We start from the raw sequence: 23,688 nt of genomic DNA on the forward strand, positions 1-23,688 counted from the left end.
AGAAAAGAGTTTTGCAATTTGATACGTATTTTACCCCAGAGTTCCCTGCGGGTCATCGTTTACTTTGCACCGCCCAGCGACGTAGTATTGACGCCCTCACCTGCCAGTTACCGCGAGATTATGCGATTTTCACGACTTGTTACCGGATTAAGCTGCGCATTTATGCTGCAGGCACACGCAGCGCCAGTTGATGAATACATGCAGTACCTGCCAGACGGCGCCAATCTGGCGCTGATGGTGCAGAAAGTGGGCGCATCAACCCCGATCATCGATTACCACGGCAAACAGATGGCCCTGCCCGCCAGTACCATGAAAGTGGTGACGGCGCTCGCGGCGTTGCTGGAACTGGGCGGCGATTACCGTTTTCAGACCACCTTTGAGACCCGAGGCTCTATCGTGGATGGCACGCTGAACGGCGATTTAGTCGCCCGTTTCGCCGGCGATCCCACCTTAAGCCGCCAGGATCTGCGCAATATGGTGGCGGCGATAAAGAAGCAGGGCATTAACCATATCAAAGGCAACCTGGTGATTGATACCTCCGTGTTTGCCAGTCACGACATGGCTCCGGGCTGGCCGTGGAACGATATGACCCAGTGCTTCAGCGCCCCGCCAGGGGCCGCCATTGTGGATAAGAACTGCTTCTCGGTGTCGCTCTACAGCGCCAGTTCGCCGGGAGAAAACGCGTTTGTCCGCATCGCCTCCTACTATCCGGCACACATGTACAGTCAGGTTCGCACCCTGGGCCGCAACAGCGGCGAAGGGCAATATTGCGAACTGGATGTGGTTCCGGGTGAACTGAACCGTTATACCCTGACCGGCTGTATGCGTCAGCGTGCAGAGCCGCTGCCGCTGGCCTTTGCCGTGCAGGATGGCGCGGCCTGGGCGGGCGAGATCCTCAAGGCGGAACTGCGCGCGTCAGAGATAGACTACAGTGGCCATCTTGTTCGTCAGACACAGGTCACCGAGCCGGGCACCGTGCTCGCCTCCACCCAGTCTGCGCCGCTGCATACCCTGCTGCACACCATGCTGAAGAAGTCAGACAACATGATTGCTGATACGGTGTTCCGCACCATCGGCCACCACTACTTCAATGTGCCTGGCACGTTCCGCGCCGGTCAGGATGCCGTGCGCCGCATCCTGAAAGCCAAAGCCAACATCGATATGGGCAACAGCATTCAGGTGGATGGTTCCGGTCTGTCACGCCATGACCTGATCTCGCCGCAGACCATGATGCAGGTTTTGCAATTCATTGCGAAGAATGACAATACGCTGGATTACATTTCGATGCTGCCGCTGGCGGGTTATGACGGCACGCTGCAGTATCGCGGCGGGCTGCATGAAGCGGGACTGGATGGCAAAGTCTCGGCGAAAACCGGTTCCCTGCAGGGGGTCTATAACCTGGCGGGCTTTATCACCACCTCCAGCGGTGCGCGGGTTGCCTTTGTCCAGTTCCTCTCCGGCTATGCGGTTCCGCCGGAAGATCAGCGTACCCGCCGTATTCCGCTGGTGCGTTTTGAGAGCCGGCTCTACCGCGATATCAATCAGAACAACTGATCCGCGCGTAACAAAAAACGCAGCGGGTCATCGACCTGCTGCGTTTTAATCGTCTTCTCCGGACGGCGTTGCGACAGCCTCTCCCCCGTTCAGTCACGGCGGCCAGCCTTCTCCCGACCCGGTTATCACTGCATCAATCAGAAGCGGGTGTTCACACTCATGTACCAGGTGCGGCCCGACTCATTGAAGGTATTGGCCCCTGCCCCATAGAGGTAAGCGCCGGTTCGCGTATTACCCGTGGTCTGTGCATTGCCCTCACGGAAGTGACGCTTGTCGAACAGGTTATCGACGCCTGCGGTGACGCTGACAGAGGCGTTAATGTCATAGGTGCCACTCATGCCGAGCACCGAATAGGGGCTGACCTGATCGGTTGCACTGCCGGTGACGGCGTTACCTTTATAGTCATACTTCTTCGGGACCTGCTTGCCATACCAGGTCAGGGTGGTCTGCAGGGAGAGATCCGCCATCGCCTGCCAGCTCAGCGTAGAGTTGAGCGTATATTCCGGAATCACTGACAGGCGGTCCCCGGTCTCTTTGTTCTTACTCTGCAGCATGTAAGTGAAGTTGTTGTTCCACGTCACGCTGTCGGAGAAGGGAACGTTGATCGTGCCTTCCACGCCTTCGACCAGGGCTTTCGGCACGTTTTCCCATTTGTAGATGTCCGTTTTGCCGTTAGAGGCGGTGCCGGTCGGCACCCTGCCCGCGTCGATCTTGTTGCGGTAGTCGTTACGGAACCAGGTCAGTCCGGCCTGATAGCCGTCACGCTTCCACTCCAGCCCAATCTCCTTGTTGATGCTGTTTTCTGCTTTCAGATCATCATTCCCCATCAGGTAGCAGGCTCCGGTACTGGCGGCGCAGCCCTGGCCGTTACTGTAGAGCAGATAGTTGGGGTTGGTCTGATAGAGGCTCGGCGCTTTATAAGCACGGGCGATACCCATTTTCAGGGTCAGCTCATCGCCCAGCCCCTGAGACAGGTTGAGCGACGGACTCCAGTTATCGCCCACGATCGAGTGATGATCAAAACGCACTCCCGGCGTCAGCATGGTGCTGTCGGTCAGCTCAATGTTGTCTTCGGCAAACAGCGAGAAAATCTCCGCCTGAGAATAGGGAGAGCGGCCGGTGGTGGCGATCCCCGGAATGGAACCGTAACTGGCAGCCTGCGTGGTTGACGACGGATCTTTCATCCGCTGCTGATTCCACTCGGTGCCAAAGGTCGCCGTCTGATTCACCAGCCACTCAAACGGCACGCTGATCTCACTGTGCAGCAGCAGATCATCCAGCTGGATGGTGTTGAAATGGCTGTCGGAGAAGATGCCCTCCGTCCCGCCCGCCAGCCCCTCGTTCAGCCGGGAGTTGCGGGTATTCTCATACTGCGCATACGTATTGGTACTGACACCATTGTCCCAGGCACCGGTCCACCTGACAGAGACGTTCTGCCGATAGAGCCGGTTAGTCTCATCACCATATTTGCTTTTCACCAGGTCACTGGTGTTGGTGTTCTGCGTATCCCCGGCGTAGAGGTTGCCCTGACGGCTGAAACCGGCCCCCACTTCCAGCGCCTGCATCGGCGCAAAGGCCCAGCGCAGCAGACCATGAATGTCTTTGTTGACCGCGCCTTCCCGGCCTGCCGGATACGATCCGGCGTAGCTTCCGGTACGGGCGGCGGCGTGCCCTTCATTGATGTCATACGCATCTGCCTGCGTTTTTGCCAGCCCGCCATAGAGGCGGAAGCTGACATCATCCCCCAGCGGCCCCTCAAGGCTGAAGTTAGTGCGTCGGGAGGCCCCCTCATCCTTATGCTCCGGCACGTTGTAGTAGGCGCTCCACGAGCCGTGCCACTGATGATCCATCTCTTTTCGGGTAATGATGTTCACCACGCCGCCCGCCGCCCCGTTACCGTAACGGGCCGCTGCCGGGCCGCGGATCACCTCGATGTGATCGATGATCTCTGGCGGCACCCAGTTGCTGTCGCCGCGCGTGTCACGCTCGGCACGCCAGCCCAGCCGGACGGCATTACGGCTGGTCACCGGCAGACCATCAATCAGGATCAGGGTATTTTCCGGGCCCATGCCGCGGATATCAATCTGACGATTGTTGCCGCGCTGACCGCTGGTGGAGTTACCGGTCAGATTGACGCCCGGCATGGTGCGGATGATTTCGGCGACATCGCGCGCCGGCGGGTGCTTTTTGATTTCGTCGGCGGTAATGGTCGAGACACCCGGCGCCTGCAGCGTCTGCTCGGCGGCGGTCACCATCATGGTGCTGTCGTTAAGGCTGTCTGACGCGGTGTTGTTAAGCGCCGGGTCGCTGCTGCTGGCCGCCACGGCACCGGCAGAGATGAGAGAGGCGGTGAAACCCAGTTCAATCATAATGGCCAGTGAAAGCCGCGATAACTTTTTCATTTTTCTGTTCCTGGACGACCAGCAGGGATGCCACTGCCAGCGCGCCGGTAAAAAGGTAATGTCCCTGATCCCCTTCCTGCCCGGCTGATTTCAGCACCGCGAGACACCCCGCTGAAAGCCGGTGCGGCAGAGAAAATGCACACACGCCCTGACGAGCGGAAACACCCTATTGCAAATGCAAATAATTATCAATACTATTATTTATATCATTTATGGCACAGATTTCGTCTGTTCGAACGATGGCGCGTATGACCTGGTTAAACGAAGAAACCGGCAGTGAACGCTGGTGGCAACAGCAGCAGCAGCGGGGGATTCCGCTGATTGAACCGGGTGACGCGGGCACCTGTCAGGTCACCTTTTTCTGGCGCGATCCGCAGGGCGACACACAGAGATCGGACACCCGCCGCGTCTGGATCAACATTACCGGCGTGACCGATCATCATCATGCCGCCGCCCCTGTTTCACTCTCTCCGTTGCCCCACACCGATGTCTGGTGGTGGCAAACCACCCTGCCCGCTGACTGGCGTGGCAGCTACTTTCTCATCCCGGATACGCAGGCCGAGCCGTTTACCGGCCAGAGCAATGTGCAGGCGTTACGGCAATGGTGGGGGCAGAAATTTCCGCAGGCGCAAAACGATCCGCTCAATCCGCTGCGAGGCTGGGCGGGCGGACGCGGCATGTCACACTCGCCGCTGCACCTGCCTCATGCGCCCGACCAGCAGGTCTGGCGGGCGGTCGATGAAGGCCGTGCCGCCACGATACCGCTGCAACACTTTCTGTGGCGCAGCAAACGGCTGGGAAACCAGCGTCAGATCTGGATCGGTGTAACCGGCGAGGCCGATGCTGGCGCGCGTCCGCTGGCACTGCTGCTGGATGGACAGTTCTGGGCGCACAGCATGCCGGTTGCCGGTCCGCTTCAGCAGCTCACCGCGGCAGGCGAACTGCCCCCGGCGGTCTATGTCATGATCGACATCATCGATCGTGAACACCGCACGCGCGAGCTGACCTGCAACCCTGACTTCTGGCTGGCCGTTCAGCATGAGCTGCTGCCGCAGGTTGCGCAGCAGGCGCCCTGCCGTATCGACAGCGACCGCACGCTGGTGATCGGCCAGAGTTTTGGCGGCCTCGCTGCCGCTTACGCCACGCTGACCTGGCCCGACACCTTTGCCGGTGCCGTCAGCCTTTCCGGCTCTTTCTGGTGGCCCGGGCGCGACGATCCCAGCGGCTGGCTGCCGCAGCAGTTACAGCAGGGCCTGCTGCAGGCACCGCCACGGCGCTTTTATCTGGAAGCGGGTCGGCGCGAGCGGCTGATTCTGGCCGCAAATCAGCAGTTCCAGCGCGATCTGACCGATGCCGGACATCAGGTCAGCTATCACCCGGTTGAAGGCGGTCACGATGCACTCTGCTGGCGCGGCGGGCTGCTGACCGGCCTGAAAACCCTGTGGCCATCATCCTCATTCGCTTAACGTCCGCCGCCTGCCCGCCACTGCAGGGTGCCACGGGCAGAATCGGGGCGTCAGCGCGCCCCGCGATGGTGGTCAGGAGACTGATATGCAACAACCTCACCCTTTTGACGACCCGCAGCAGGCGTGTCTGGTACTGAAGAACGATCGGCAGCAATACAGCTTATGGCCCACCTTTTGTGCGATCCCGGCCGGGTGGCAGCCGGTATGGGGCCCCGCGCCACAGGCACACTGCCTGACGTGGCTGAATGAACACTGGCGCGATATCCGCCCCGTCACCGCAGAAGCCAGCCGGAGCGATCATGTCTGAACTCTCCATGGCACCACAGAAAACGCTGCCGCTGGTGGCTGCCCAGCCCGGTATCTGGATCGCTGACCAGCTCTCGCCCTATAGCAATGCCTACGCCGTGGCACATTTTGTGGAACTGCGGGGCGCACTGGACAGCGCGCTGCTCTCCCGCGCTATCGTGGCGGGTATGCAGGAGGCGGACACCCTGAATATGGCCTTTGGCGAGCGGGACGGCGAGCCGCTGCAGTGGCCTGTCGCGCAGCATTTCCGCTTACCCGAGGTGATCGATCTGCGCGGCGCCGCCGATCCGCACGCCGCCGCGCGGGCGCGGATGCAGGAGGATTTGTCGGGCGATCTGCGGGTGCTGAGCGGTTCGCCGCTCTGCCACCACAGCCTGCTGCGACTGGGTGAGGAGCAGTGGTACTGGTATCAGCGCTACCATCATCTGGTGGTGGATGGTTTCAGCTTTACCGCCCTGACCCGCCGTATCGCCGATCTCTACAGCGCCTGGCAGTGCGGCGACACGCCGCCGCCGACGCCGTTTGTGCCGTTCAGCGAGGTGGTTGAGGAGTATCAGCGCTATCAGCAATCGGCAGCCTGGCAGCGCGACCGCCACTTCTGGCTGGAGAAAGGCGCAGCGTTACCTGCCCCCGCCTCCCTCTCCCCGCTGCCGCTGGCCGGTCAGCACGCCAGCACGGATCTGCGGCGTCACAGCATCACGGTGGATCGAAGCGCCTTTCAGAAGCTGCTTGAGCACACCGGCCAGCAGAACCTCAGCGCGGCAGATACGGCCGTGGCGCTGGTGGCGCTGTGGCTGGCGCGTCTGACCGGTCAGAACGATTTTTCCGCCGGTTTCATCTTTATGCGCCGCATCGGCTCGGCGGCGCTCTGCGCCACCGGTCCGGTGATCAACGTGCTGCCTCTGGCAGTGCATTACGATCCGGCCCAGCCGCTGGCAGCTCTGGCGGCCCGGCTGGCGGGTGAAGTCAGAAAAATGCGTCGTCATCAGCGCTATGACGCAGAGCAGGTGCAGCGCGATCTGGGTCGTCACGGCGACAGCGATCCGCTTTACGGGCCGGTGATTAACCTGAAGATGTTCGACTACCAGCTCGATTTCGCCGGTACAGCGGGCATCACCCATCAGTTGGCATCAGGCCCGGTTCGCGATCTGGAGATGGCTATCTATCTGAACGATCAGGGCGACCTGACGCTGACGCTGCTGGCAAACGCGCAGCGTTACAGTGACGCCCTGTTGCAGCAGCATGCCCGCCGTTTTGATCGGCTGCTCTCCCAGCTCGCCAGCCAGCCCGCGCGTGCCTGTGGCGAGCTGGATATGCTGATGCCGGACGAGCACCGGCAGCTGGCGGCGATCAATCAGACCGCCGTGACGCTTCCCCCGGCCACGCTGAGCAGCCTGCTGCTGCGTCAGGCTGAACGAACGCCGCAGGCGCCGGCGCTGGCCGATGCGTCGCATCAGCTCAGCTATCAGCAGATGCAGCAGCAGGTCGCCGCGCTGGGACAGCAGCTGATCGCCCGGGGTGTGGCGCGGGGAGATATTGTCGCCGTGGCGCTGCCGCGCTCCGTGTTTTTATCGCTGGCGCTGCAGGCGATCGTCAGCGTGGGGGCCACCTGGCTGCCGCTCGACACCGGGTATCCCGACGACCGATTAAAAATGATGCTGGCAGACGCCACGCCGAAAGCGCTGATCACCCGCCGTGAACTGGCTGACCGGCTGGCGGCGCTCTCGCCGGTCACACCGCTGTTTTACGACACGCTGTTAACCCCCGCTGAGGCGATGCCGTCGCAGGTGCCCTCCCCGCAGGATGGCGCATACCTCATCTACACCTCCGGCTCAACCGGGCGGCCAAAGGGCGTGCTGGTCAGTCACGCCGCGATCGTCAACCGCCTGCTATGGATGCAGGATCGCTATCCGCTGGGTCAGGATGATGTAGTGTTACAGAAGACGCCGGGCAGCTTTGATGTCTCCGTCTGGGAGTTCTTCTGGCCCCTGATCGCCGGTGCGCAGTTGGTGATGGCGCCGCCCGATGCGCACCGCGACCCGGAGGCGCTGAGGCAGCTGTTTGCCCGCTACCGCGTGACCACCACCCACTTTGTTCCGTCGATGCTGGCCGCCTTTGTCGCTGCGCTGCAGGACGAGGCGGCGGCAGCCTGCTGCGCCACCCTGCGTCGGGTCTTCTGCAGCGGTGAAGCACTGCCCGCCGCGCTGTCGCGTCAGTGGCAGACGCTGACCGGGGTGCCGCTGCATAACCTCTATGGCCCGACCGAAGCGGCGGTGGATGTCAGCTACTATCCGGCCTCCGGCGCAGAGCTGGCCGCCGTTGAAGGCGCCAGCGTACCGATTGGCTTCCCGGTCTGGAACACCGGCCTGCGGATCCTGGATGCCCGTCTGCAGCCGGTGCCGCCGGGCATTGCCGGCGATCTCTGGCTGACCGGCGTCCAGCTGGCGCACGGCTATCTGGATCGTCCCGACCTCACGGCCAGCCGCTTTGTGGCCGATCCCTGGGGTGACGGCACCCGGATGTACCGCACCGGCGACGTGGCACGCTGGCTGCCGGATGGCGCAGTGGAGTATCTGGGCCGCAGTGACGATCAGCTTAAAATTCGCGGACAGCGCATTGAGCTGAATGAGATCGATCTGGCGATGGCCGCCCTGCCGGGCATTGAGCAGGCGGTGACGCATGCGGCCGTGCTGGGCGGCGGCGATCAGCAGGGTGATGCCCGACAGCTGGTCGGTTATGTCGTCGCCAATGAGACGATTGACGCGGACGTCCTTCGCCAGCGGCTGGCCACCCGGCTGCCCGCACACATGGTGCCGGTGGCGATTGTTCAGCTGGCGAGCCTGCCGCTCAGCAGCAACGGCAAGCTCGATCGTAAAGCCCTGCCGCTGCCACAGACCCAGGCCAGAATCGCCGGGCGCGCGCCCTGCCCCGGACTGGAAAGCACGCTGGCTCAGGCGTTTGCTTCGCTGCTGGAGCGCGAGTCGGTCAGCGCACAGGATGACTTTTTCTTGCTGGGAGGGCATTCGCTGCTGGCGATGCGTCTGGCGGCGCAGCTGCGCCGGACGCTGGATCAGCCGGTGTCGGTGGGGCAGATTATGGTGGCCCCTACGGTGGAACAGCTGGCGGCTCTGCTCAGCGGCCCCTCTGCCGGGGCGGCCCGCGCCGGGTTTGAGACGGTATTGCCGCTGCGGCGCAGCACGGGCCCGACGCTGTTCTGTTTCCATCCCGCCTCAGGTTTTGCCTGGCAGTTCAGTGCATTAACGCGTTATCTGGACCCGCGCTGGTCGCTGCTGGGCATTCAGTCACCCGACCTCACCAGCCCGCTCAGCCAGGCGCAGCATCTTGATGCGGTGTGTGATGCCCATCTGGCGACGGTACGACAGCAGCAGCCTCAGGGGCCTTACTATTTCCTGGGCTACTCGCTGGGCGGCACGCTGGCACAGGGAATTGCCGCGCGGCTGGAAGCGGAAGGCGAAACCGTTGCCTTCCTCGGGCTGCTCGACACCTGGCCGCCGGAAACGCAAAACTGGGATGCACGGCGCGGCGAGAACGTGCTGGATCCGGCGGTGCTGGAGGAGGTTAACCGCGAGCGCGAGCAGTTTATCGCGACGCAGCGTCAGCAGGCGGGTGAAGGTATGGAGGCGCTGTTCACCACCATTGAGCGCAATTACGCCCGTTCCGTGCGGCTGCTGGCCACGGCGCGCAGTGCCCGTTTCAGCGGACAGGCGACGCTGTTTCTGGCGCAACAGACGCAGCAGCCCGGTCAGGATGCACGTCGCGCCTGGGCACCTTACCTCGGCGGGCTGACAATCTGGCCGCTGGACTGTGCCCATGTAGAGATCGTCTCACCCCGCATGTTTGAACAGATCGGTCCCCGCCTGCAGCAGATACTGGCGTCGCTGAATCCGTAGCCGCCTTCTCCTGCGGAGAGGGTGCCGGTCAGCCTCTTCCGCACGGCACAATCATCGGGGTGCCGGCTACCGGATCGCGGATGATGACGCAGCGCAGGCCGTAGATCGCTTCAATCAGCGCTGGCGTCACAATCTCCGCCGGTTTCCCTTCAGCGATGATTTTTCCGTCACGCATCGCAATCAGGTGGCTGGCGTAACGGCACGCCTGATTAAGATCGTGCAGCACCACCACCAGCGTGCGGCCATGCTGCTGATTGAGGTCCTGCATCAGCTCCAGCAGCTCAATCTGATGTGTAATATCCAGCCAGGTGGTGGGTTCATCGAGCAGCAGTAACGGGGTTTCCTGCGCCAGCACCATCGCGATCCAGACCCGCTGCCGCTGACCGCCAGAGAGCGTATCCACTGGCTGGGCGGCCAGATCGGCCACCCCGGTGGCCTGCATCGCCTGCTGCACCGCCGCCTCATCTTCCTGTCGCCAGCGTCCGAACAGCGTCTGGTGCGGATAACGTCCGCGTGCCACCAGTTCACTGACGCTGATGCCCGCGGGCGCACTGGAACTTTGCGGCAGCAGCCCCAGCCGCCGCGCCACCTCTTTGGTGGCATAACGGGCGATCGTCTGACCATCCAGCAGCACCTCGCCCTGCAGCGGCGTCACCAGCCGGCTCAGGGTGCGCAGCAGCGTCGATTTCCCGCAGGCGTTAGGCCCGATGATGACGGTCAGTTCACCGTCGGGGATCGCGACCGAGAGATGCTCCGCCACGATCTTTTTGTCGTAACCCAGCGTCAGCGCCTTACCCTGCAAACGTGTTTTCTCTCTCACTGGCGTCGCGCCTCCCGTATCAGCAGAGCAATCAGATAGAGTCCGCCCAGGCTGACGGTAATGACACCGACCGGCAGCTGATAAGGCAGGAAAAGGTGCTGTGCGGCGTAGTCTGCGGCGATTAACAGCAGCGCACCGCACAGCGCAGCCAGCGGCAGTGCGCCTTTGACTCCCCCGCAGAGACGCCGTGCAATCTGCGGCGCCAGCAGCGCAATAAAAGAGAGAGGCCCGGCCAGCGCGGTTGAGGCCGCGGTCAGGATCACGCCTGTCAGCATCAGCATGACGCGGCTGCGTTCCACCGGAACCCCTAAGGCGCAGGCGGTGTCATCACCCATCTCCAGCAGACGCATGCGCCGGGCCAGCATTCCCGTCGCCAGCAGCGCCAGCAGCAGCACAACCGTCACGGGAAGCGTCTTCGCCCAGGTGATGCCGTTAAGTGAACCGGCGCTCCAGAGCCCGGCGCTCAGTGCCGCCTCCAGGGAGGCGCTGATAATCAGCCAGCTGTTGAGCGCCATCAGCAGCGCCCGCACGCTGATGCCGACGATAATCAGACGAAAGGTCTCCACGCCGTTGCGCCAGCTGAACAGCCAGACCACCGCCGCTGTAAGCAGCCCACCCGCCAGTGCGGCCAGCGTCAGGCCCGCCATGTTTTGCTGAAACAGCACCAGCGCGACCAGCACCCCGCTGTATGCCCCGGTGTTGAAACCGAGAATATCGGGGCTGCCCAGCGGGTTACGCAGCAGTGACTGAAAAATCGCGCCACTGACGCCCAGCGCGGCCCCCAGCAGCAGCGCCATCGTGACGCGCGGCAGCCGCCACTCCAGCACAATCAGCTGAACATTGCGCGCCGCCTCCCCGCTGAAGAGCGTCCACAACTGCTGCGCCGAGAGGGAGGGGGTGCCGCGTGTCAGCCCCATAAACGCCAGGATGCCGCAGGCCACCAGCAGTAAAAGCGCATTGATTATGATGCGTTTCATTACAGCCCTCTTCCCGGCCGGCGGCGAACCAGCGCAATCAGCATCGGCGCACCGAGAATGGCGGTCACAATCGACACGCGCAGCTCGCCCGGCACCAGCAGCCGTCCCAGGATGTCGGCGGCCAGCAGCAGGCAGGGGGTCATCACAAGGGTTCCCGGCAGCAGCCAGCGATGGTCGTTGCCCAGCAGCCAGCGTGCCAGGTGTGGCGTCATTAAGCCGACAAAGGCGATGGGGCCGACGGCGGCCGTCGCCGCGCCGCTCAGCAGCGCAATCGCCAGCAGGCCCGTCAGCTGCGTTCGCACCACGCGGGTGCCCAGTGCGGTCGCCATATCACCGCCCATGCTCAGGCTGTTCAGTGAACGTGCCAGCAACAGTGCCAGCCCGCTGCCGACAGCGACGGCCGGCAAGGTGGCGCGCAGAATGGCGAAACTGCGGATATCCAGCGAGCCGCTGTGCCAGAAACGCAGGTGATCGTAGATATCAGGGTTGAGCAGCGACAGCCCGGACGTTAATCCCTCCAGCACCGCACCCAGCGCTACCCCCGCCAGGGTCAGGCGCACCGGACTGACCCGACCGCCGCCCACGGCGCCGGTCAGCGCCACCAGCAGAGAGGCCAGCAGTGCACCGGCAAAGGCGAAGCCCAGCCAGTCAGCCGGGGAGTCTGCGCCGGTCAGGGCGATCCCCAGTACGACCGCAAAACCCGCACCGGCGTTAACCCCCAGAATGCCGGGATCGGCCAGAGGATTTCGCGTCAGGCTCTGCATCAGCGCACCCGCCAGTCCCAGGCTGCATCCGGCCAGCACCCCCGCCAGGGTGCGCGGCAGCCGGGCGTCACGCACGATGACACAATCGACGCGGGTGCAGTCGGTGAACAGGGCCTGAGTGACCTCATGGAGGGGAATGGATTTGGCGCCCAGCATCAGACTGAGCGCGAAAAGTAGCAACAGCAGCATCCCTGAACCTGCTATTGCGCGACATTGACGCATAACGTTTAAGCCTTCACCAGAAAAGTCACAGAGAAACCCATGCGATTAAGCGACCGATAAGCCTCATCATTTCTGCAGGTTATCCCGTCTCTCAGACGCCACGACCGTTAACAAACAGCGTCTCCAGCCGCGTCAGCAGATTGCTGGCGCTGTAGTAGTCGAGGCGGAAGCTATCCAGCCCCAGTGCATAGACCGCCCTGCTTTTTACTGCCGGGGTCTGCGCCAGGAAAGGGTTGCTCATCACCTGTGCAGTGGTGTTGTCGTCGGCGGCAAACAGCAGGTAAGTCTGACCATTCAGGCCTGCCGCCAGATTTTCACCTGACAGCTGAAGAATATCTTTGCGCGTTCCCATACTGTGACCAGCGTGAAGGCTGGCGGGCGGCGTCGCCAGCGTGAAGCCCAGCTGCTGCAGTAACCTGGCCTGCGCTGACGCTGCCGTCCACAGGTTCACGGCCCGCCCGTCCCCGTTCCAGACCATCGCGGAAACCGGCTGCGGCGGCAGCGTCAGCTTCGCCTTCAGCGCCTTTTCGCGTGCCTCAAAAGCGTTTATCCGTGCGGCCGCATCCGCCTCATGCCCCGTCGCCTTGCCCAGCAGCGTCACCAGCTGCTGCCAGCTTTTATCGTCATAATTGACCACCAGCACCGGCGCAATCGCCGCAAGCTGATCGACCAGCCTGATGGCTGAATCGTTACCGGTGGCGCTGACCACAATCAGATCCGGCGCTTCGGCAGCAATCGCTTCTGCACGGGGTTCGCCAATGTAGAGACGCTTCACGCCGCGCTGTTTCGCCACCGCGCCCCACTGCCGGAAATAGCCCTGCTCATCCGCCAGGCGACTGCCGGGGGCGGTGGCCCCGCTGGCGACCACCGGCGCATTAATGGCCAGCAGCGATCCGGTCAGGGTCACGCTGGTTGAGACGATTCGGGTCGGTGCCTGCGTCAGGATAAGATCGCCACTGGCTCCGGTAATGGTGCGCGGCCAGCCCGTCCCGGCCACCGCGCTGACACTGAGCAGGCTGCTCAGAAAAAACAGCACGATCGCCCTGCTAACCCTCTGTTTATTCATACGTTCTTTTCCACACTCGTTCAGATAAGGTCGGCGGCTGTTTATGCTGATCTGACCCGGAGCAGCAGCCGAAGCGCCGCATATGGATTGACAGATCCGGCCAATCCACGTAGCTTAACGCCTAATAATACAAATGATAATCATTATTAGTTATCTTATCATTTCCGGGTGAAAAGTATGGCCGAATCACGCGCATTTGAACATCCCCTGTTGCACGATTTTGCGGCACTCTGCCAGGGTTTCCTGTTTACCTCTCCCTGGCAAAGCCTCACCACACAGGGCTGCTTTACGACGCTGACCACGCCAGTCAGACAGGGTGAACAGCTGACAGGGGATTTTCAGCAGCAGCTTCAGCACCACTTTACCTCGGCCAGAAAGCAGGGCATTGCGCACCCCATCGTGGCAGGTGCCATCCCCTTTGACGTGGCGCAGCCCGCCGCGCTGTTTATCCCGGAGTCCTGGCAGCGCTTTAACCGTGACGATCTGATCGCCCGGGCCTCACTGGCAGACGCCGATCTGCCCGTGATTCGTCGCCGTACGGCGTTGCCGGATCAGGCGCGCTTTACCGAGATGGTGGCGCAGGCAGTTGCCGCCACGCGCCGGGGCGACCTGGAGAAAGTGGTGCTGTCGCGGCTGATGGAGATCGTGGCTGAACAGCCGGTTGATACGGCTGCTCTGATGCAGCGCATCGTGGTGCAGAATCCCGGCAGCTATCACTTTCATCTGCCCCTGCCCGGCGGCGGCGCGCTGGTAGGAGCCAGCCCGGAACTACTGATTCGAAAACAGGGTCGCCTGTTCAGCTCCTGTCCCCTGGCCGGCTCGGCCGCACGCAGCCGCGATCCGCAACGCGATCGGGCCTCCGGCGCCAGCCTGATGCAGTCGGCGAAGGATCGTCATGAACATCAGCTGGTGACAGATGCGATGCGCGCCACCCTGCAGCCGCGCAGCCGTTTGCTGTCGGTGCCTGAAACACCCTCTCTGCTGACCACGGCCACCCTCTGGCATCTCGCCACGCAGATCCGTGGCGAAGTGCTGGACGAGCGCGAAAATGCACTCTCCCTCGCCTGCCTGCTGCATCCGACGCCGGCGCTCAGCGGCTTTCCGCATCAGCGTGCGCAGGCCCTGATCCAGCGCCTTGAGCCGTTTGAGCGTCAGCTGTTTGGCGGCATCGTCGGCTGGTGTGACGACCGGGGCAATGGCGAATGGGTCGTCACCATTCGCTGCGGCACGGTGAAGGGGTCGCGGGTACGGCTGTTTGCCGGTGCGGGCATCGTGACGGACTCACAACCTGAAGCAGAGTGGCGTGAAACCGGCGTCAAACTCGACACCCTGCTTCGCGCTTTTGGATTGCAATAAAGGAACCTGCATGACGATCTCCTATAGCCGCTGGCCGGACGACCTGGCCGCCCGTTACCGTGAAAAAGGCTACTGGCTCGACCTGCCGATGACCGACATACTGGATCGCCACCGCGACAACGATAGCGTGGCAGTGATTGAGGATGACAGGCGGTTGACCTACCGCCAGCTGGCGGCACTGAGTGACAACCTGGCGGCGGCGTTACAGCGGCGTGGCCTGAAACGGGGTGATACGGCGCTGGTGCAGCTGGGCAACGTGGCCGAATTTTACCTGACGCTGTTTGCCCTGTTTAAACTCGGTGTTGCGCCGGTGAATGCCCTGTTCAGCCATCAGCGCACCGAACTGACCGCCTACGCCAGCCAGATTTCGCCCCGCCTGGTGATTGCTGACCGCACGCATCCGCTGTTTGCCGATGACGCTTTTATTGCGCAGCTCCGCCACGATCACCCCTCACTGCAGCAGGTGATCCTGCGCCATGCCTCACCGCCGGAACAGAGCCTTGAAGCGCTGCTGGCCGAACCGGCCGGTGCGTTTATGGCCACGCCGACCGCGGGCGACGAGGTAGCCTTTTTCCAGCTCTCTGGCGGCAGTACCGGCACGCCAAAACTGATTCCGCGCACCCACAACGATTACTACTACAGCATCCGTGAAAGTGACACGATCTGTGGCGTCACTGCCGATACCCGCTATCTCATCGCCCTGCCCGCCGCCCACAACTTCCCGCTGAGTTCGCCGGGCGCGCTGGGCGTCTTTTACGCAGGGGGACAGGTTATTTTGGCCGCCGATCCCAGTGCGACAGCCTGCTTTCCCCTGATTGAAAAACATCAGGTGACCGATACCGGCCTGGTTCCGCCTGCCGCCAGCCTCTGGCTGCTGGCACTTCAGGAATCGGACAGCAAGGCGGCACTGGCCTCCCTGCAGCGCATGCAGGTGGGGGGCGCTAAGCTGGGCGAAACGCTGGCTGCACGCATACAGCATGAGATCGGCTGCACCCTGCAGCAGGTCTTTGGCATGGCCGAAGGACTGGTGAACTACACCCGACTGGATGATGATCCGCAGACCATCCTCACCACACAGGGACGCCCGCTCTCCCCGGATGATGAGGTCTGGGTTGCCGACGAGCAGGGTCATCCTCTGCCCGTGGGGGCCACCGGTCGTCTGATGACGCGCGGCCCCTACACCTTTCGCGGCTACTACAACAGTCCGGAACACAACGCCGCCAGTTTCGACGAACGGGGCTTTTACTGTTCCGGTGACCTGGTTGAGATCACCCCTGACGGCAACCTTATCGTGCAGGGTCGGGAGAAAGATCAGATCAACCGGGGTGGCGAGAAGATCGCCGCGGAAGAGATCGAAAACCTGCTGCAGCAACACGCCGACGTGATCCACGCGGCACTGGTCTCCATGAGCGATCCGCTGCTGGGTGAAAAAAGCTGCGCGTTTATCGTCACCCGTCAGCCGGTAAAACCGGCGGCGCTGCGGCGCCACCTGCGTGAACTGGGCGTCGCAGAATTTAAGCTTCCCGACCGCATTACCTGCGTAGATGCCCTGCCACTGACCCCGGTCGGCAAGGTCGATAAAAAACGTCTGCGCCAGCATCTTGCCGATCAACACGCGTAAGCCCGATCTGTCCGGAGAATTTTTATGACTATTCCACAACTGACCTCCTATCCACTGCCCGCCGCCACCGAGTTGCCGAATAACCGGGTGAAATGGGCGCTGGAGCCGGGCCGGGCCGCCCTGCTCATCCACGATATGCAGCGCTATTTTCTCAGCTTCTGGGGAGAGAACAGCCCGCTGATTGAGCAGGTCGTCGGCAATATTGCCCGCCTGCGTCGCTACTGCAAAGCGCAGGGTATTCCGGTGTTTTACACCGCCCAGCCGACGGCGCAGAGCGATGCGGATCGCGCCCTGCTCAACGATATGTGGGGACCGGGCCTGAATAAGCATCCCGACCAGCAGAGGATCGTGGCGGCGCTGGCCCCCGACGAGGACGACCAGGTGCTGACTAAGTGGCGCTACAGCGCCTTTCATCGCTCCCCGCTGGAGGCGATCCTGAAGGAGATGGGCCGCGATCAGCTGATTATCACGGGCGTCTATGCCCATATCGGCTGCCTGACCACCGCCACGGATGCCTTTATGCGTGATATCCAGCCGTTTATGGTGGCCGATGCGCTGGCTGATTTCAGCCGCGAGGAGCATATGATGGCGCTGACTTACACCGCCGGCCGCAGCGGAAAAGTGGTGATGACGGCTGATATGATGCCGGTCCCTCTCAGCAAAGCGGATCTGCGCGCGCTCGTCCTGCCGCTGCTGGAGGATGATGAGGTGCCGGAGGATGATGAAAACCTGATCGATTATGGTCTGGATTCGGTGCGCGTCATGGCGCTGGCGGCACGCTGGCGTCAGGTTCACCGGGATATCGACTTTGTTACGCTGGCGAAAAATCCGAGCATCGATGGCTGGTGGGCGTTGCTGTCGCGGGAGCTCACTCAATGAGCCACACCTTCGACTTCAGCGGTCGCGTTGTCTGGGTAACCGGAGCCGGTCAGGGCATTGGTTATCAGAGTGCGCTGGCCTTTCATCGGGCAGGCGCGCGGGTGGAAGCCTTTGACCTGCAGTTTGCGCAGCAGGATTATCCGTTTCGCTGTCATCGCCTGGATGTGGCCGATCCGGATCAGGTAGAAACGATCTGTCAGCGCGTGCTGGCAACGCAACCGCGCATTGATGTGCTGGTCAACGCGGCGGGCATTTTGCGCGTCGGCGCCACTGATGCGCTCTCCTTCGCTGACTGGCAGGCGTGCCTGAACGTCAACGCGGGCGGCACCTTTAACCTGTTTCAGCAGACACTGCCGCGCTTTCGCCAGCAGCGCGCCGGGGCCATCGTCACCGTGGCGTCTAACGCGGCGCACGCGCCGCGAATCGGCATGTCGGCCTACGGCGCATCGAAAGCGGCACTGCGCAGTCTCTGTCTGACCGTGGGGCTGGAAATGGCCCCTTTTGGCGTTCGCTGTAATATCGTTTCACCCGGCTCCACCGACACCGCGATGCAGCGCAGCCTGTGGCAGACCCCCGGTGGCGAGCAGGAAATGATCGCCGGTTTTCCGGATCAGTTTAAGCTGGGGATCCCGCTGGGCAAGATCGCGCAGCCGCAGGAAATTGCGGCCACCGTGCTGTTTCTCGCATCAGACCTGGCCAGCCATGTGACCCTGCAGGATATCGTGGTCGACGGCGGCGCAACCCTGGGAGCCTGAAAATGGCTGCGATCTGGAAACGATCCTTCGATCTTCCCACCCTGAATGCACTGGGCGAGCAGTCGCTGGTCGCCCATCTCGGGATCGTCTTTACCGTGATAGGCGAGGATTACCTGGAAGCGACGATGCCGGTGGATGCGCGCACGCACCAGCCATTTGGCCTGCTGCATGGCGGGGCCTCCGTGGTACTAGCGGAGTCGATGGGCTCAATGGCCGGGTATATGGCGGTGGAAGAAGGCAGCAGCGTGGTGGGTGTCGAAGTCAATGCCAGCCATCTGCGTGCGGTGTCAGCCGGGACAGTGCGGGGGATCTGTCGCCCCCTGCATCTGGGCAGACGCAGTCAGAGCTGGCAGATCGAAATCCGTAACGGCCGGGATCAGTTGTGCTGCAGTGCGCGACTCAGCGTGGCTGTGATGAGCAGCTGAAAAAAAGCCCCCCTTTCGATTGGAAAGAGGGGCTTTGCCGGTCAGCCTGTGGCCGCGTCGTGGTTAGCGCTGATAGATAATTTCGACGCCTTCGTCGTCTTCATCATCCCAGTCGTCATCCCACTCTTCATCTTCCACTTCTGTCGCATTTTCAAGGGTTTCTTTGTGGTAATCGTCCCACATGAACTCCACTTTCTCCGGCTGCTTCTCTTCAAGCTCGGCTTCTTTCGGGTTGGCGTTAATGAAGCTCATCACATCCCAGCAGAGTTCGTTGACGCCGGTACGGCTGGCGGCAGAGATCAGGTAATACTTATCTTCCCAGCCCAGCGCCTCAGCGACCGCTTTAGCACGTGCCTGCGCTTCTTCTTCACCAATCAGGTCCACTTTGTTGAAGACCAGCCAGCGCGGTTTGTTGAACAGCTTCTCGCTGTACTTTTCCAGTTCGCCAAGAATGATGCGGGCATTTTCAACCGGATCGCTTTCATCGATCGGATCGATGTCGATCAGGTGCAGCAACACGCGGCAGCGCTCCAGGTGCTTCAGGAAGCGGATCCCGAGACCGGCACCCTCAGCGGCGCCTTCAATCAGGCCGGGAATATCGGCCACGACAAAGCTCTGCTCGCTGTCCATACGTACCACGCCCAGGCTTGGCACCAGGGTGGTAAACGGATAGTCCGCCACTTTTGGCTTGGCGGCTGACACGGCGCGAATAAAGGTGGATTTACCGGCATTCGGTAAGCCCAGCATGCCGACGTCCGCCAGCAGCATCAGCTCAAGCTGCAGGTCGCGCTTCTCACCCGGGGTTCCCATGGTTTTCTGGCGCGGGCTGCGGTTTACTGACGATTTAAAACGGGTGTTGCCCAGGCCATGCCAGCCGCCTTTGCCGACCATCAGTTTCTGGCCGTGACGCGTCATGTCGCCTAAGGTCTCGCCGGTTCCCTGGTCGATAACCCGTGTGCCGACCGGAACTTTGATTTCGATATCTTTACCGCGTTTACCGGTACAGTCGCGGCTCTGGCCATTCTGCCCGCGTTCAGCGCGGAACGATTTCTCGAAACGATAATCGATAAGGGTATTGAGGTTTTCATCGGCGATCAGATAAACGTCGCCGCCGTCACCGCCATCACCCCCGTCAGGGCCGCCTTTCGGGATATATTTTTCGCGGCGGAAGCTGACGCATCCATTACCGCCATCACCCGCGACGACCAGAATTGTCGCTTCATCAACAAACTTCATTTTCAATCTCCGTCACACAATCGCCTGCAGCACTCTGCAGACGGGTCCGCCAGGGTCTTCTGCGCTGACCAGCGGCGGATAAATCAGGACTGGCTGTCGCCAGTGTGTACATAAAGTGTACAGCAAACTTCAGTGAGGCGTCGCTTTTACCGCGACAGAGCGCAGAATGTAAAAAGCCCCGCAGGAGCTGCGGGGCCTTTAATTCGTGCGTTCAGACGATAAACGTCTGCGTCACGACAACCTTACTCAGCAACGATGCTGATGTATTTACGGTTGTTCGGACCTTTAACTTCGAATTTTACTTTGCCGTCTGCGGTAGCGAACAGGGTGTGGTCACGACCACAACCTACGTTGCTGCCTGCGTGGAATTTGGTGCCACGCTGACGAACGATGATGCTACCTGCCAGAACAGATTCACCACCAAAACGCTTAACACCCAGACGTTTTGCATTGGAGTCACGACCATTTCGAGTCGAACCACCAGCCTTTTTATGTGCCATTTGTCAGATCTCCTCTTACGCCGTGATACCAGTGATTTTCACATCAGTGAACCACTGGCGATGGCCAGCCTGCTTACGGTAGTGCTTACGACGACGAAACTTAACGATCTTAATTTTCTCGCCACGACCGTGAGCAACAACTTCTGCCTTGATCATACCGCCTGAAACCAGTGGCGCGCCGATTTTCACGTCTTCGCCATTAGCAATCATCAGAACCTGGTCAAACTCGATGGTTTCACCGGTTGCGATGTCCAGCTTTTCCAGGCGAACGGTCTGACCTTCGCTTACTCGGTGTTGTTTACCACCACTTTGGAAAACCGCGTACATATAAAACTCCGCTTCTGCGCTTGCCTTTTAGTTCATCAGGCGGCGCGCTAAATATTCACAATAGGGCGCGAATTCTACGCAAAACTCCAGAAGAAGACAAGAGCACTTTGCACACTCTTGCAGAAAAAAAACACAGGCTGAACGCAACCGTTTCTCAGGCTGAAAATTCAAGTACAATCAGTAACAGATTACCTGAACGCTGGCTGGGTAAAAGCACTTACCATGGCAGAGATAACGAGTCATAGCTGAAAAGACGAATGAACTTAGAACAGATCAACGAATTAACCGCACAGGATATGGCTGCCGTTAACCAGACCATCCTCGACCAGCTGAATTCAGATGTCTCGCTCATCAACCAGTTGGGCTACTACATCATCAGTGGTGGGGGTAAGCGTATCCGTCCCATGATTGCCGTGCTCTCCGCACGCGCCATGGGCTACAAGGGCGATCTGCACGTGACCAATGCGGCGCTGATCGAATTTATCCACACCGCCACGCTGCTGCATGACGATGTCGTGGATGAATCCGATATGCGTCGTGGCAAAGCGACCGCGAACGCGGCGTTTGGCAATGCGGCAAGCGTGCTGGTCGGGGATTTTATTTACACCCGCGCCTTCCAGATGATGACCAGCATGGGGTCGCTGCGTATCCTGGCGCTGATGTCAGAAGCGGTCAACGTGATCGCTGAGGGCGAAGTCCTGCAGCTGATGAACGTGAACGATCCTGACATCACCGAAGAGAGCTACATGCGCGTGATTTACAGCAAGACCGCGCGCCTGTTTGAAGCCGCGTCGCAGGCTTCTGCGATCCTGGCTGACGCCACGCCGGAAGAGGAGAAAGCGCTGCAGGATTATGGACGCTATCTGGGCACGGCTTTCCAGTTAATCGACGATTTACTGGATTACAGTGCGGACGGAGAGACGCTGGGTAAAAACACCGGCGACGACCTGAGCGAAGGAAAACCGACGCTGCCGCTGCTGCATGCAATGCAGAACGGCTCACCTGAGCAGGCGAAGATGATCCGCGAAGCCATTGAGCAGGGTAATGGCCGCCATCTGCTGGAACCGGTACTGGAAGCGATGCACCAGTGTGGTTCGCTGGAGTGGACCCGCACCCGCGCCGAACAGGAAGCGGACAAGGCGATTGCCGCTCTGCGCATTCTGCCTGAATCACCCTGGCGCAGTGCGCTGGAGTCGCTGGCGCATATGTCAGTTCAGCGCGATTTCTGATTCCCTACGGAGCCTCCCCGGCTCCGTTTCTCCTCCCCGCTCTCACTTCTTTATGTTCGCTCATTGCTGTTGCATGCCTTTTGCGGGCTGTCACACAGACCCGACGCTGACGCCAAATATTACTGGAAATTAATGGAAACTATTTGCTATAAAAAACGCTTACTTTCCAGATAACAGTAAAAAGGTAAGCCAACGTCCCGGTGGACGACACAAAGACAAGGAGAACGGGTTATGCAAAAAAGGATGGAAGACTGGCACCCGGCTGACATTATCGCAGCCCTGCACAAACGCGGTACGACGCTGGCCGCACTGTCACGCTCGGCCGGCCTCAGCTCATCAACACTCGCGAATGCGCTGACGCGCCCTTGGCCAAAAGGCGAATGGCTGATCGCCGAGGCGATCGAGGTGCATCCCAGCGAGATCTGGCCCAGCCGCTACTACGATCCTGACACGCACCGCCTGCTGGATCGCAAAAAACGTATCCGGATCCCCGCCGATCTTTCCGGCACGCCCTGAGATCGACAGGCGAAAAAAAACCAGCCCCGCAAAGGGCTGGTTCTTTCAGCGCATACCTGAGATTACTCTTCGCTGACGCGCTCGATATTCGCACCCATCGCTTTCAGCTTATCTTCAATATGCTCATAGCCACGATCGATGTGATAAATGCGATCGACGAATGTCGTGCCTTCCGCGATACAGCCAGCCAGAACCAGGCTGGCAGAAGCGCGCAAATCGGTCGCCATCACCTGCGCACCGGACAGGGTTTCCACCCCGTGACAGATCGCGGTGTTGCTCTCAATCTCCGCATGGCCGCCCATACGAATCAGTTCCGGGATGTGCATGAAACGGTTTTCGAAAATGGTTTCGGTAATCACGCCGGTGCCTTCCGCCACCATATTCAGCAGGGTGAACTGCGCCTGCATATCGGTCGGGAAACCCGGGTGTGGCGCGGTGCGCACATTGACCGCTTTAGGGCGTTTGCCGTGCATATCGAGACTGATCCAGTCTTCGCCGGTTTCGATATCGGCACCGGCATCACGCAGCTTAGAGAGAACCGCATCCATCGTATCGGGCTGAGCCTTGTGGCACATCACTTTGCCGCCTGAAATGGCGGCTGCCACCAGGAAGGTGCCGGCTTCGATGCGGTCCGGCAGAACGCGGTAAACACCGCCGCCCAGACGCTCGACGCCTTCGATGGTGATCTTGTCGGTGCCTGCGCCGCTGATGCGGGCACCCAGCGTGTTAAGGAAGTTGGCGGTATCGACAATTTCCGGCTCCCGCGCCGCATTCTCAATCACGGTGGTGCCGGTCGCCAGGGTTGCCGCACTCATGATAGTGACGGTTGCGCCGACGCTGATCTTGTCCATGACAATCAGCGCGCCCTTCAGGCGGCCGTTGACGGACGCCTTGACGTAGCCCTCTTCCAGCTTAATCTCGGCACCCAGCTGTTCCAGGCCGGTGATATGCAGGTCAACCGGACGCGCACCAATCGCGCAGCCGCCCGGCAGCGAAACCTGACCCTGACCAAAACGCGCCACCAGCGGGCCCAGCGCCCAGATGGAGGCACGCATGGTTTTCACCAGATCGTAAGGCGCACAAAATACATCGACCGCGCTGGCATCGACATGCACAGAACCGTTGCGCTCCACCTTCGCACCCAGCTGGCTCAGCAGCTTCATGGTGGTATCAATGTCGCGCAGCTTTGGCACATTCTGGATCTCTACCGGCTCTTCAGCCAGCAGGGCAGCAAACAGAATAGGTAGCGCGGCGTTCTTCGCCCCGGAAATGGTTACTTCACCACTTAAGCGGGTGGGGCCTTGCACACGAAATTTGTCCATTAACACGGCTCTCAATTAACTAGCTAAAGATGGG

The 23,688-nt window shown here is 61.0% G+C and carries 20 protein-coding genes; 11 read left to right on the top strand and 9 right to left on the bottom strand.

The features are described from left to right. Positions 1-120: 120 nt before the first annotated feature. A complete protein-coding gene (dacB, locus tag OJ965_RS18810; protein WP_009092423.1) occupies positions 121-1,554 on the top strand; it encodes a serine-type D-Ala-D-Ala carboxypeptidase in 1,434 nt (477 codons plus the stop codon). A gap of 137 nt (positions 1,555-1,691) precedes the next feature. On the opposite strand, the gene OJ965_RS18815 is transcribed toward dacB, so the two are convergent. After that, positions 1,692-3,956, bottom strand: coding sequence for a TonB-dependent siderophore receptor (locus OJ965_RS18815; protein WP_265137384.1), 2,265 nt, complete (start codon positions 3,954-3,956; stop codon positions 1,692-1,694). 239 nt (positions 3,957-4,195) lie between these two features. On the opposite strand from OJ965_RS18815, the gene fes reads away from it, so the two are divergent. The 3 genes from fes to OJ965_RS18830 all read left to right on the top strand — a co-directional run bounded on the left by fes (position 4,196) and on the right by OJ965_RS18830 (position 9,639). Continuing rightward, positions 4,196-5,422, top strand: coding sequence for an enterochelin esterase (gene fes / locus OJ965_RS18820; protein WP_265137386.1), 1,227 nt, complete (start codon positions 4,196-4,198; stop codon positions 5,420-5,422). Positions 5,423-5,507: 85 nt separating this feature from the next. Beyond that, entirely contained in the window at positions 5,508-5,729 is a 222-nt protein-coding gene (locus OJ965_RS18825; RefSeq protein ID WP_265137388.1) for an MbtH family protein, read from the top strand. Further along, positions 5,722-9,639, top strand: a complete 3,918-nt coding sequence (locus OJ965_RS18830) for an enterobactin synthase subunit F (protein WP_265137390.1) — start codon at positions 5,722-5,724, stop codon at positions 9,637-9,639. The genes OJ965_RS18825 and OJ965_RS18830 overlap by 8 nt, the downstream gene beginning before the upstream one ends. Before the next feature lie 28 nt (positions 9,640-9,667). On the opposite strand, the gene OJ965_RS18835 is transcribed toward OJ965_RS18830, so the two are convergent. From OJ965_RS18835 to fepB, 4 genes are all read right to left on the bottom strand, one after another. Next, entirely contained in the window at positions 9,668-10,459 is a 792-nt protein-coding gene (locus tag OJ965_RS18835; RefSeq protein ID WP_150028719.1) for an ATP-binding cassette domain-containing protein, read from the bottom strand. Then, entirely contained in the window at positions 10,456-11,436 is a 981-nt protein-coding gene (fepG, locus tag OJ965_RS18840) for an iron-enterobactin ABC transporter permease (RefSeq protein ID WP_046101084.1), read from the bottom strand. Before fepG ends, OJ965_RS18835 begins: the two co-directional genes overlap by 4 nt. Next, the gene (gene fepD, locus OJ965_RS18845; protein WP_265137393.1) at positions 11,436-12,422 is read right to left on the bottom strand and encodes a Fe(3+)-siderophore ABC transporter permease; all 987 of its coding nucleotides are present in this window, start codon (positions 12,420-12,422) and stop codon (positions 11,436-11,438) included. Before fepD ends, fepG begins: the two co-directional genes overlap by 1 nt. 91 nt (positions 12,423-12,513) lie before the next feature. After that, the gene (gene fepB / locus OJ965_RS18850) at positions 12,514-13,488 is read right to left on the bottom strand and encodes a Fe2+-enterobactin ABC transporter substrate-binding protein (protein ID WP_265137394.1); all 975 of its coding nucleotides are present in this window, start codon (positions 13,486-13,488) and stop codon (positions 12,514-12,516) included. 177 nt (positions 13,489-13,665) lie between these two features. Between fepB and OJ965_RS18855 the strand changes: the two genes are divergently transcribed. Genes OJ965_RS18855 through OJ965_RS18875 form a run of 5 tightly spaced genes read left to right on the top strand, consistent with a single transcriptional unit; the run spans position 13,666 to position 18,524 of the window. Further along, complete coding sequence (locus OJ965_RS18855; protein ID WP_265137395.1) at positions 13,666-14,844, top strand: isochorismate synthase; 1,179 nt, start codon at positions 13,666-13,668, stop codon at positions 14,842-14,844. 10 nt (positions 14,845-14,854) lie between these two features. Then, entirely contained in the window at positions 14,855-16,465 is a 1,611-nt protein-coding gene (locus tag OJ965_RS18860) for a (2,3-dihydroxybenzoyl)adenylate synthase (protein ID WP_265137396.1), read from the top strand. Positions 16,466-16,489: 24 nt separating this feature from the next. Continuing rightward, the gene (locus tag OJ965_RS18865) at positions 16,490-17,344 is read left to right on the top strand and encodes an isochorismatase family protein (RefSeq protein WP_046101079.1); all 855 of its coding nucleotides are present in this window, start codon (positions 16,490-16,492) and stop codon (positions 17,342-17,344) included. Next, positions 17,341-18,099 carry a 2,3-dihydro-2,3-dihydroxybenzoate dehydrogenase gene (gene dhbA / locus OJ965_RS18870; protein WP_265137397.1) on the top strand — a complete coding sequence of 253 codons (759 nt, stop codon included), beginning with the start codon at positions 17,341-17,343 and terminating at the stop codon, positions 18,097-18,099. The genes OJ965_RS18865 and dhbA overlap by 4 nt, the downstream gene beginning before the upstream one ends. A gap of 2 nt (positions 18,100-18,101) precedes the next feature. Further along, entirely contained in the window at positions 18,102-18,524 is a 423-nt protein-coding gene (locus OJ965_RS18875; protein WP_111208260.1) for a hotdog fold thioesterase, read from the top strand. A gap of 63 nt (positions 18,525-18,587) precedes the next feature. On the opposite strand, the gene cgtA is transcribed toward OJ965_RS18875, so the two are convergent. From cgtA to rplU, 3 genes are all read right to left on the bottom strand, one after another. Further along, positions 18,588-19,760 carry an Obg family GTPase CgtA gene (gene cgtA, locus OJ965_RS18880; RefSeq protein ID WP_009092447.1) on the bottom strand — a complete coding sequence of 391 codons (1,173 nt, stop codon included), beginning with the start codon at positions 19,758-19,760 and terminating at the stop codon, positions 18,588-18,590. A gap of 242 nt (positions 19,761-20,002) precedes the next feature. Next, entirely contained in the window at positions 20,003-20,260 is a 258-nt protein-coding gene (rpmA, locus tag OJ965_RS18885) for a 50S ribosomal protein L27 (RefSeq protein WP_009092448.1), read from the bottom strand. A gap of 15 nt (positions 20,261-20,275) precedes the next feature. Beyond that, on the bottom strand, positions 20,276-20,587 hold the full coding sequence (gene rplU, locus OJ965_RS18890) for a 50S ribosomal protein L21 (RefSeq protein WP_008925416.1): 312 nt from the start codon (positions 20,585-20,587) through the stop codon (positions 20,276-20,278). A gap of 257 nt (positions 20,588-20,844) precedes the next feature. Here rplU and ispB point away from each other — a divergent pair, with 257 nt between their 5' ends. Beyond that, positions 20,845-21,816 carry an octaprenyl diphosphate synthase gene (gene ispB, locus OJ965_RS18895; protein ID WP_009092450.1) on the top strand — a complete coding sequence of 324 codons (972 nt, stop codon included), beginning with the start codon at positions 20,845-20,847 and terminating at the stop codon, positions 21,814-21,816. Between the two features lie 231 nt (positions 21,817-22,047). Further along, positions 22,048-22,332, top strand: coding sequence for a helix-turn-helix domain-containing protein (locus OJ965_RS18900; RefSeq protein WP_033736431.1), 285 nt, complete (start codon positions 22,048-22,050; stop codon positions 22,330-22,332). A gap of 62 nt (positions 22,333-22,394) precedes the next feature. Here the strand turns inward: OJ965_RS18900 and murA are convergent, their stop codons facing one another. After that, entirely contained in the window at positions 22,395-23,654 is a 1,260-nt protein-coding gene (gene murA, locus OJ965_RS18905) for a UDP-N-acetylglucosamine 1-carboxyvinyltransferase (RefSeq protein WP_009092454.1), read from the bottom strand. Positions 23,655-23,688: the final 34 nt, after the last annotated feature.

The organism is Pantoea anthophila (genome assembly GCF_026104315.1).
Classification (GTDB): Bacteria; Pseudomonadota; Gammaproteobacteria; order Enterobacterales; family Enterobacteriaceae; genus Pantoea; species Pantoea anthophila.

Excerpts from the sequence above, each read along its gene's own strand:
- OJ965_RS18825 (WP_265137388.1), top strand. The coding sequence starts at position 5,508 with ATGCAACAACCTCACCCTTTTGACGACCCGCAGCAGGCGTGTCTGGTA.
- fepG (WP_046101084.1), bottom strand. The coding sequence starts at position 11,436 with ATGAAACGCATCATAATCAATGCGCTTTTACTGCTGGTGGCCTGCGGC.
- OJ965_RS18860 (WP_265137396.1), top strand. The coding sequence starts at position 14,855 with ATGACGATCTCCTATAGCCGCTGGCCGGACGACCTGGCCGCCCGTTAC.
- rpmA (WP_009092448.1), bottom strand. The coding sequence starts at position 20,260 with ATGGCACATAAAAAGGCTGGTGGTTCGACTCGAAATGGTCGTGACTCC.
- OJ965_RS18900 (WP_033736431.1), top strand. The coding sequence starts at position 22,048 with ATGCAAAAAAGGATGGAAGACTGGCACCCGGCTGACATTATCGCAGCC.
- fepB (WP_265137394.1), bottom strand. The coding sequence starts at position 13,488 with ATGAATAAACAGAGGGTTAGCAGGGCGATCGTGCTGTTTTTTCTGAGC.
- murA (WP_009092454.1), bottom strand. The coding sequence starts at position 23,654 with ATGGACAAATTTCGTGTGCAAGGCCCCACCCGCTTAAGTGGTGAAGTA.
- cgtA (WP_009092447.1), bottom strand. The coding sequence starts at position 19,760 with ATGAAGTTTGTTGATGAAGCGACAATTCTGGTCGTCGCGGGTGATGGC.
- fes (WP_265137386.1), top strand. The coding sequence starts at position 4,196 with ATGGCGCGTATGACCTGGTTAAACGAAGAAACCGGCAGTGAACGCTGG.
- OJ965_RS18865 (WP_046101079.1), top strand. The coding sequence starts at position 16,490 with ATGACTATTCCACAACTGACCTCCTATCCACTGCCCGCCGCCACCGAG.
- OJ965_RS18875 (WP_111208260.1), top strand. The coding sequence starts at position 18,102 with ATGGCTGCGATCTGGAAACGATCCTTCGATCTTCCCACCCTGAATGCA.
- OJ965_RS18855 (WP_265137395.1), top strand. The coding sequence starts at position 13,666 with ATGGCCGAATCACGCGCATTTGAACATCCCCTGTTGCACGATTTTGCG.
- ispB (WP_009092450.1), top strand. The coding sequence starts at position 20,845 with ATGAACTTAGAACAGATCAACGAATTAACCGCACAGGATATGGCTGCC.
- OJ965_RS18815 (WP_265137384.1), bottom strand. The coding sequence starts at position 3,956 with ATGAAAAAGTTATCGCGGCTTTCACTGGCCATTATGATTGAACTGGGT.
- dacB (WP_009092423.1), top strand. The coding sequence starts at position 121 with ATGCGATTTTCACGACTTGTTACCGGATTAAGCTGCGCATTTATGCTG.
- OJ965_RS18830 (WP_265137390.1), top strand. The coding sequence starts at position 5,722 with ATGTCTGAACTCTCCATGGCACCACAGAAAACGCTGCCGCTGGTGGCT.
- dhbA (WP_265137397.1), top strand. The coding sequence starts at position 17,341 with ATGAGCCACACCTTCGACTTCAGCGGTCGCGTTGTCTGGGTAACCGGA.
- fepD (WP_265137393.1), bottom strand. The coding sequence starts at position 12,422 with ATGCGTCAATGTCGCGCAATAGCAGGTTCAGGGATGCTGCTGTTGCTA.
- rplU (WP_008925416.1), bottom strand. The coding sequence starts at position 20,587 with ATGTACGCGGTTTTCCAAAGTGGTGGTAAACAACACCGAGTAAGCGAA.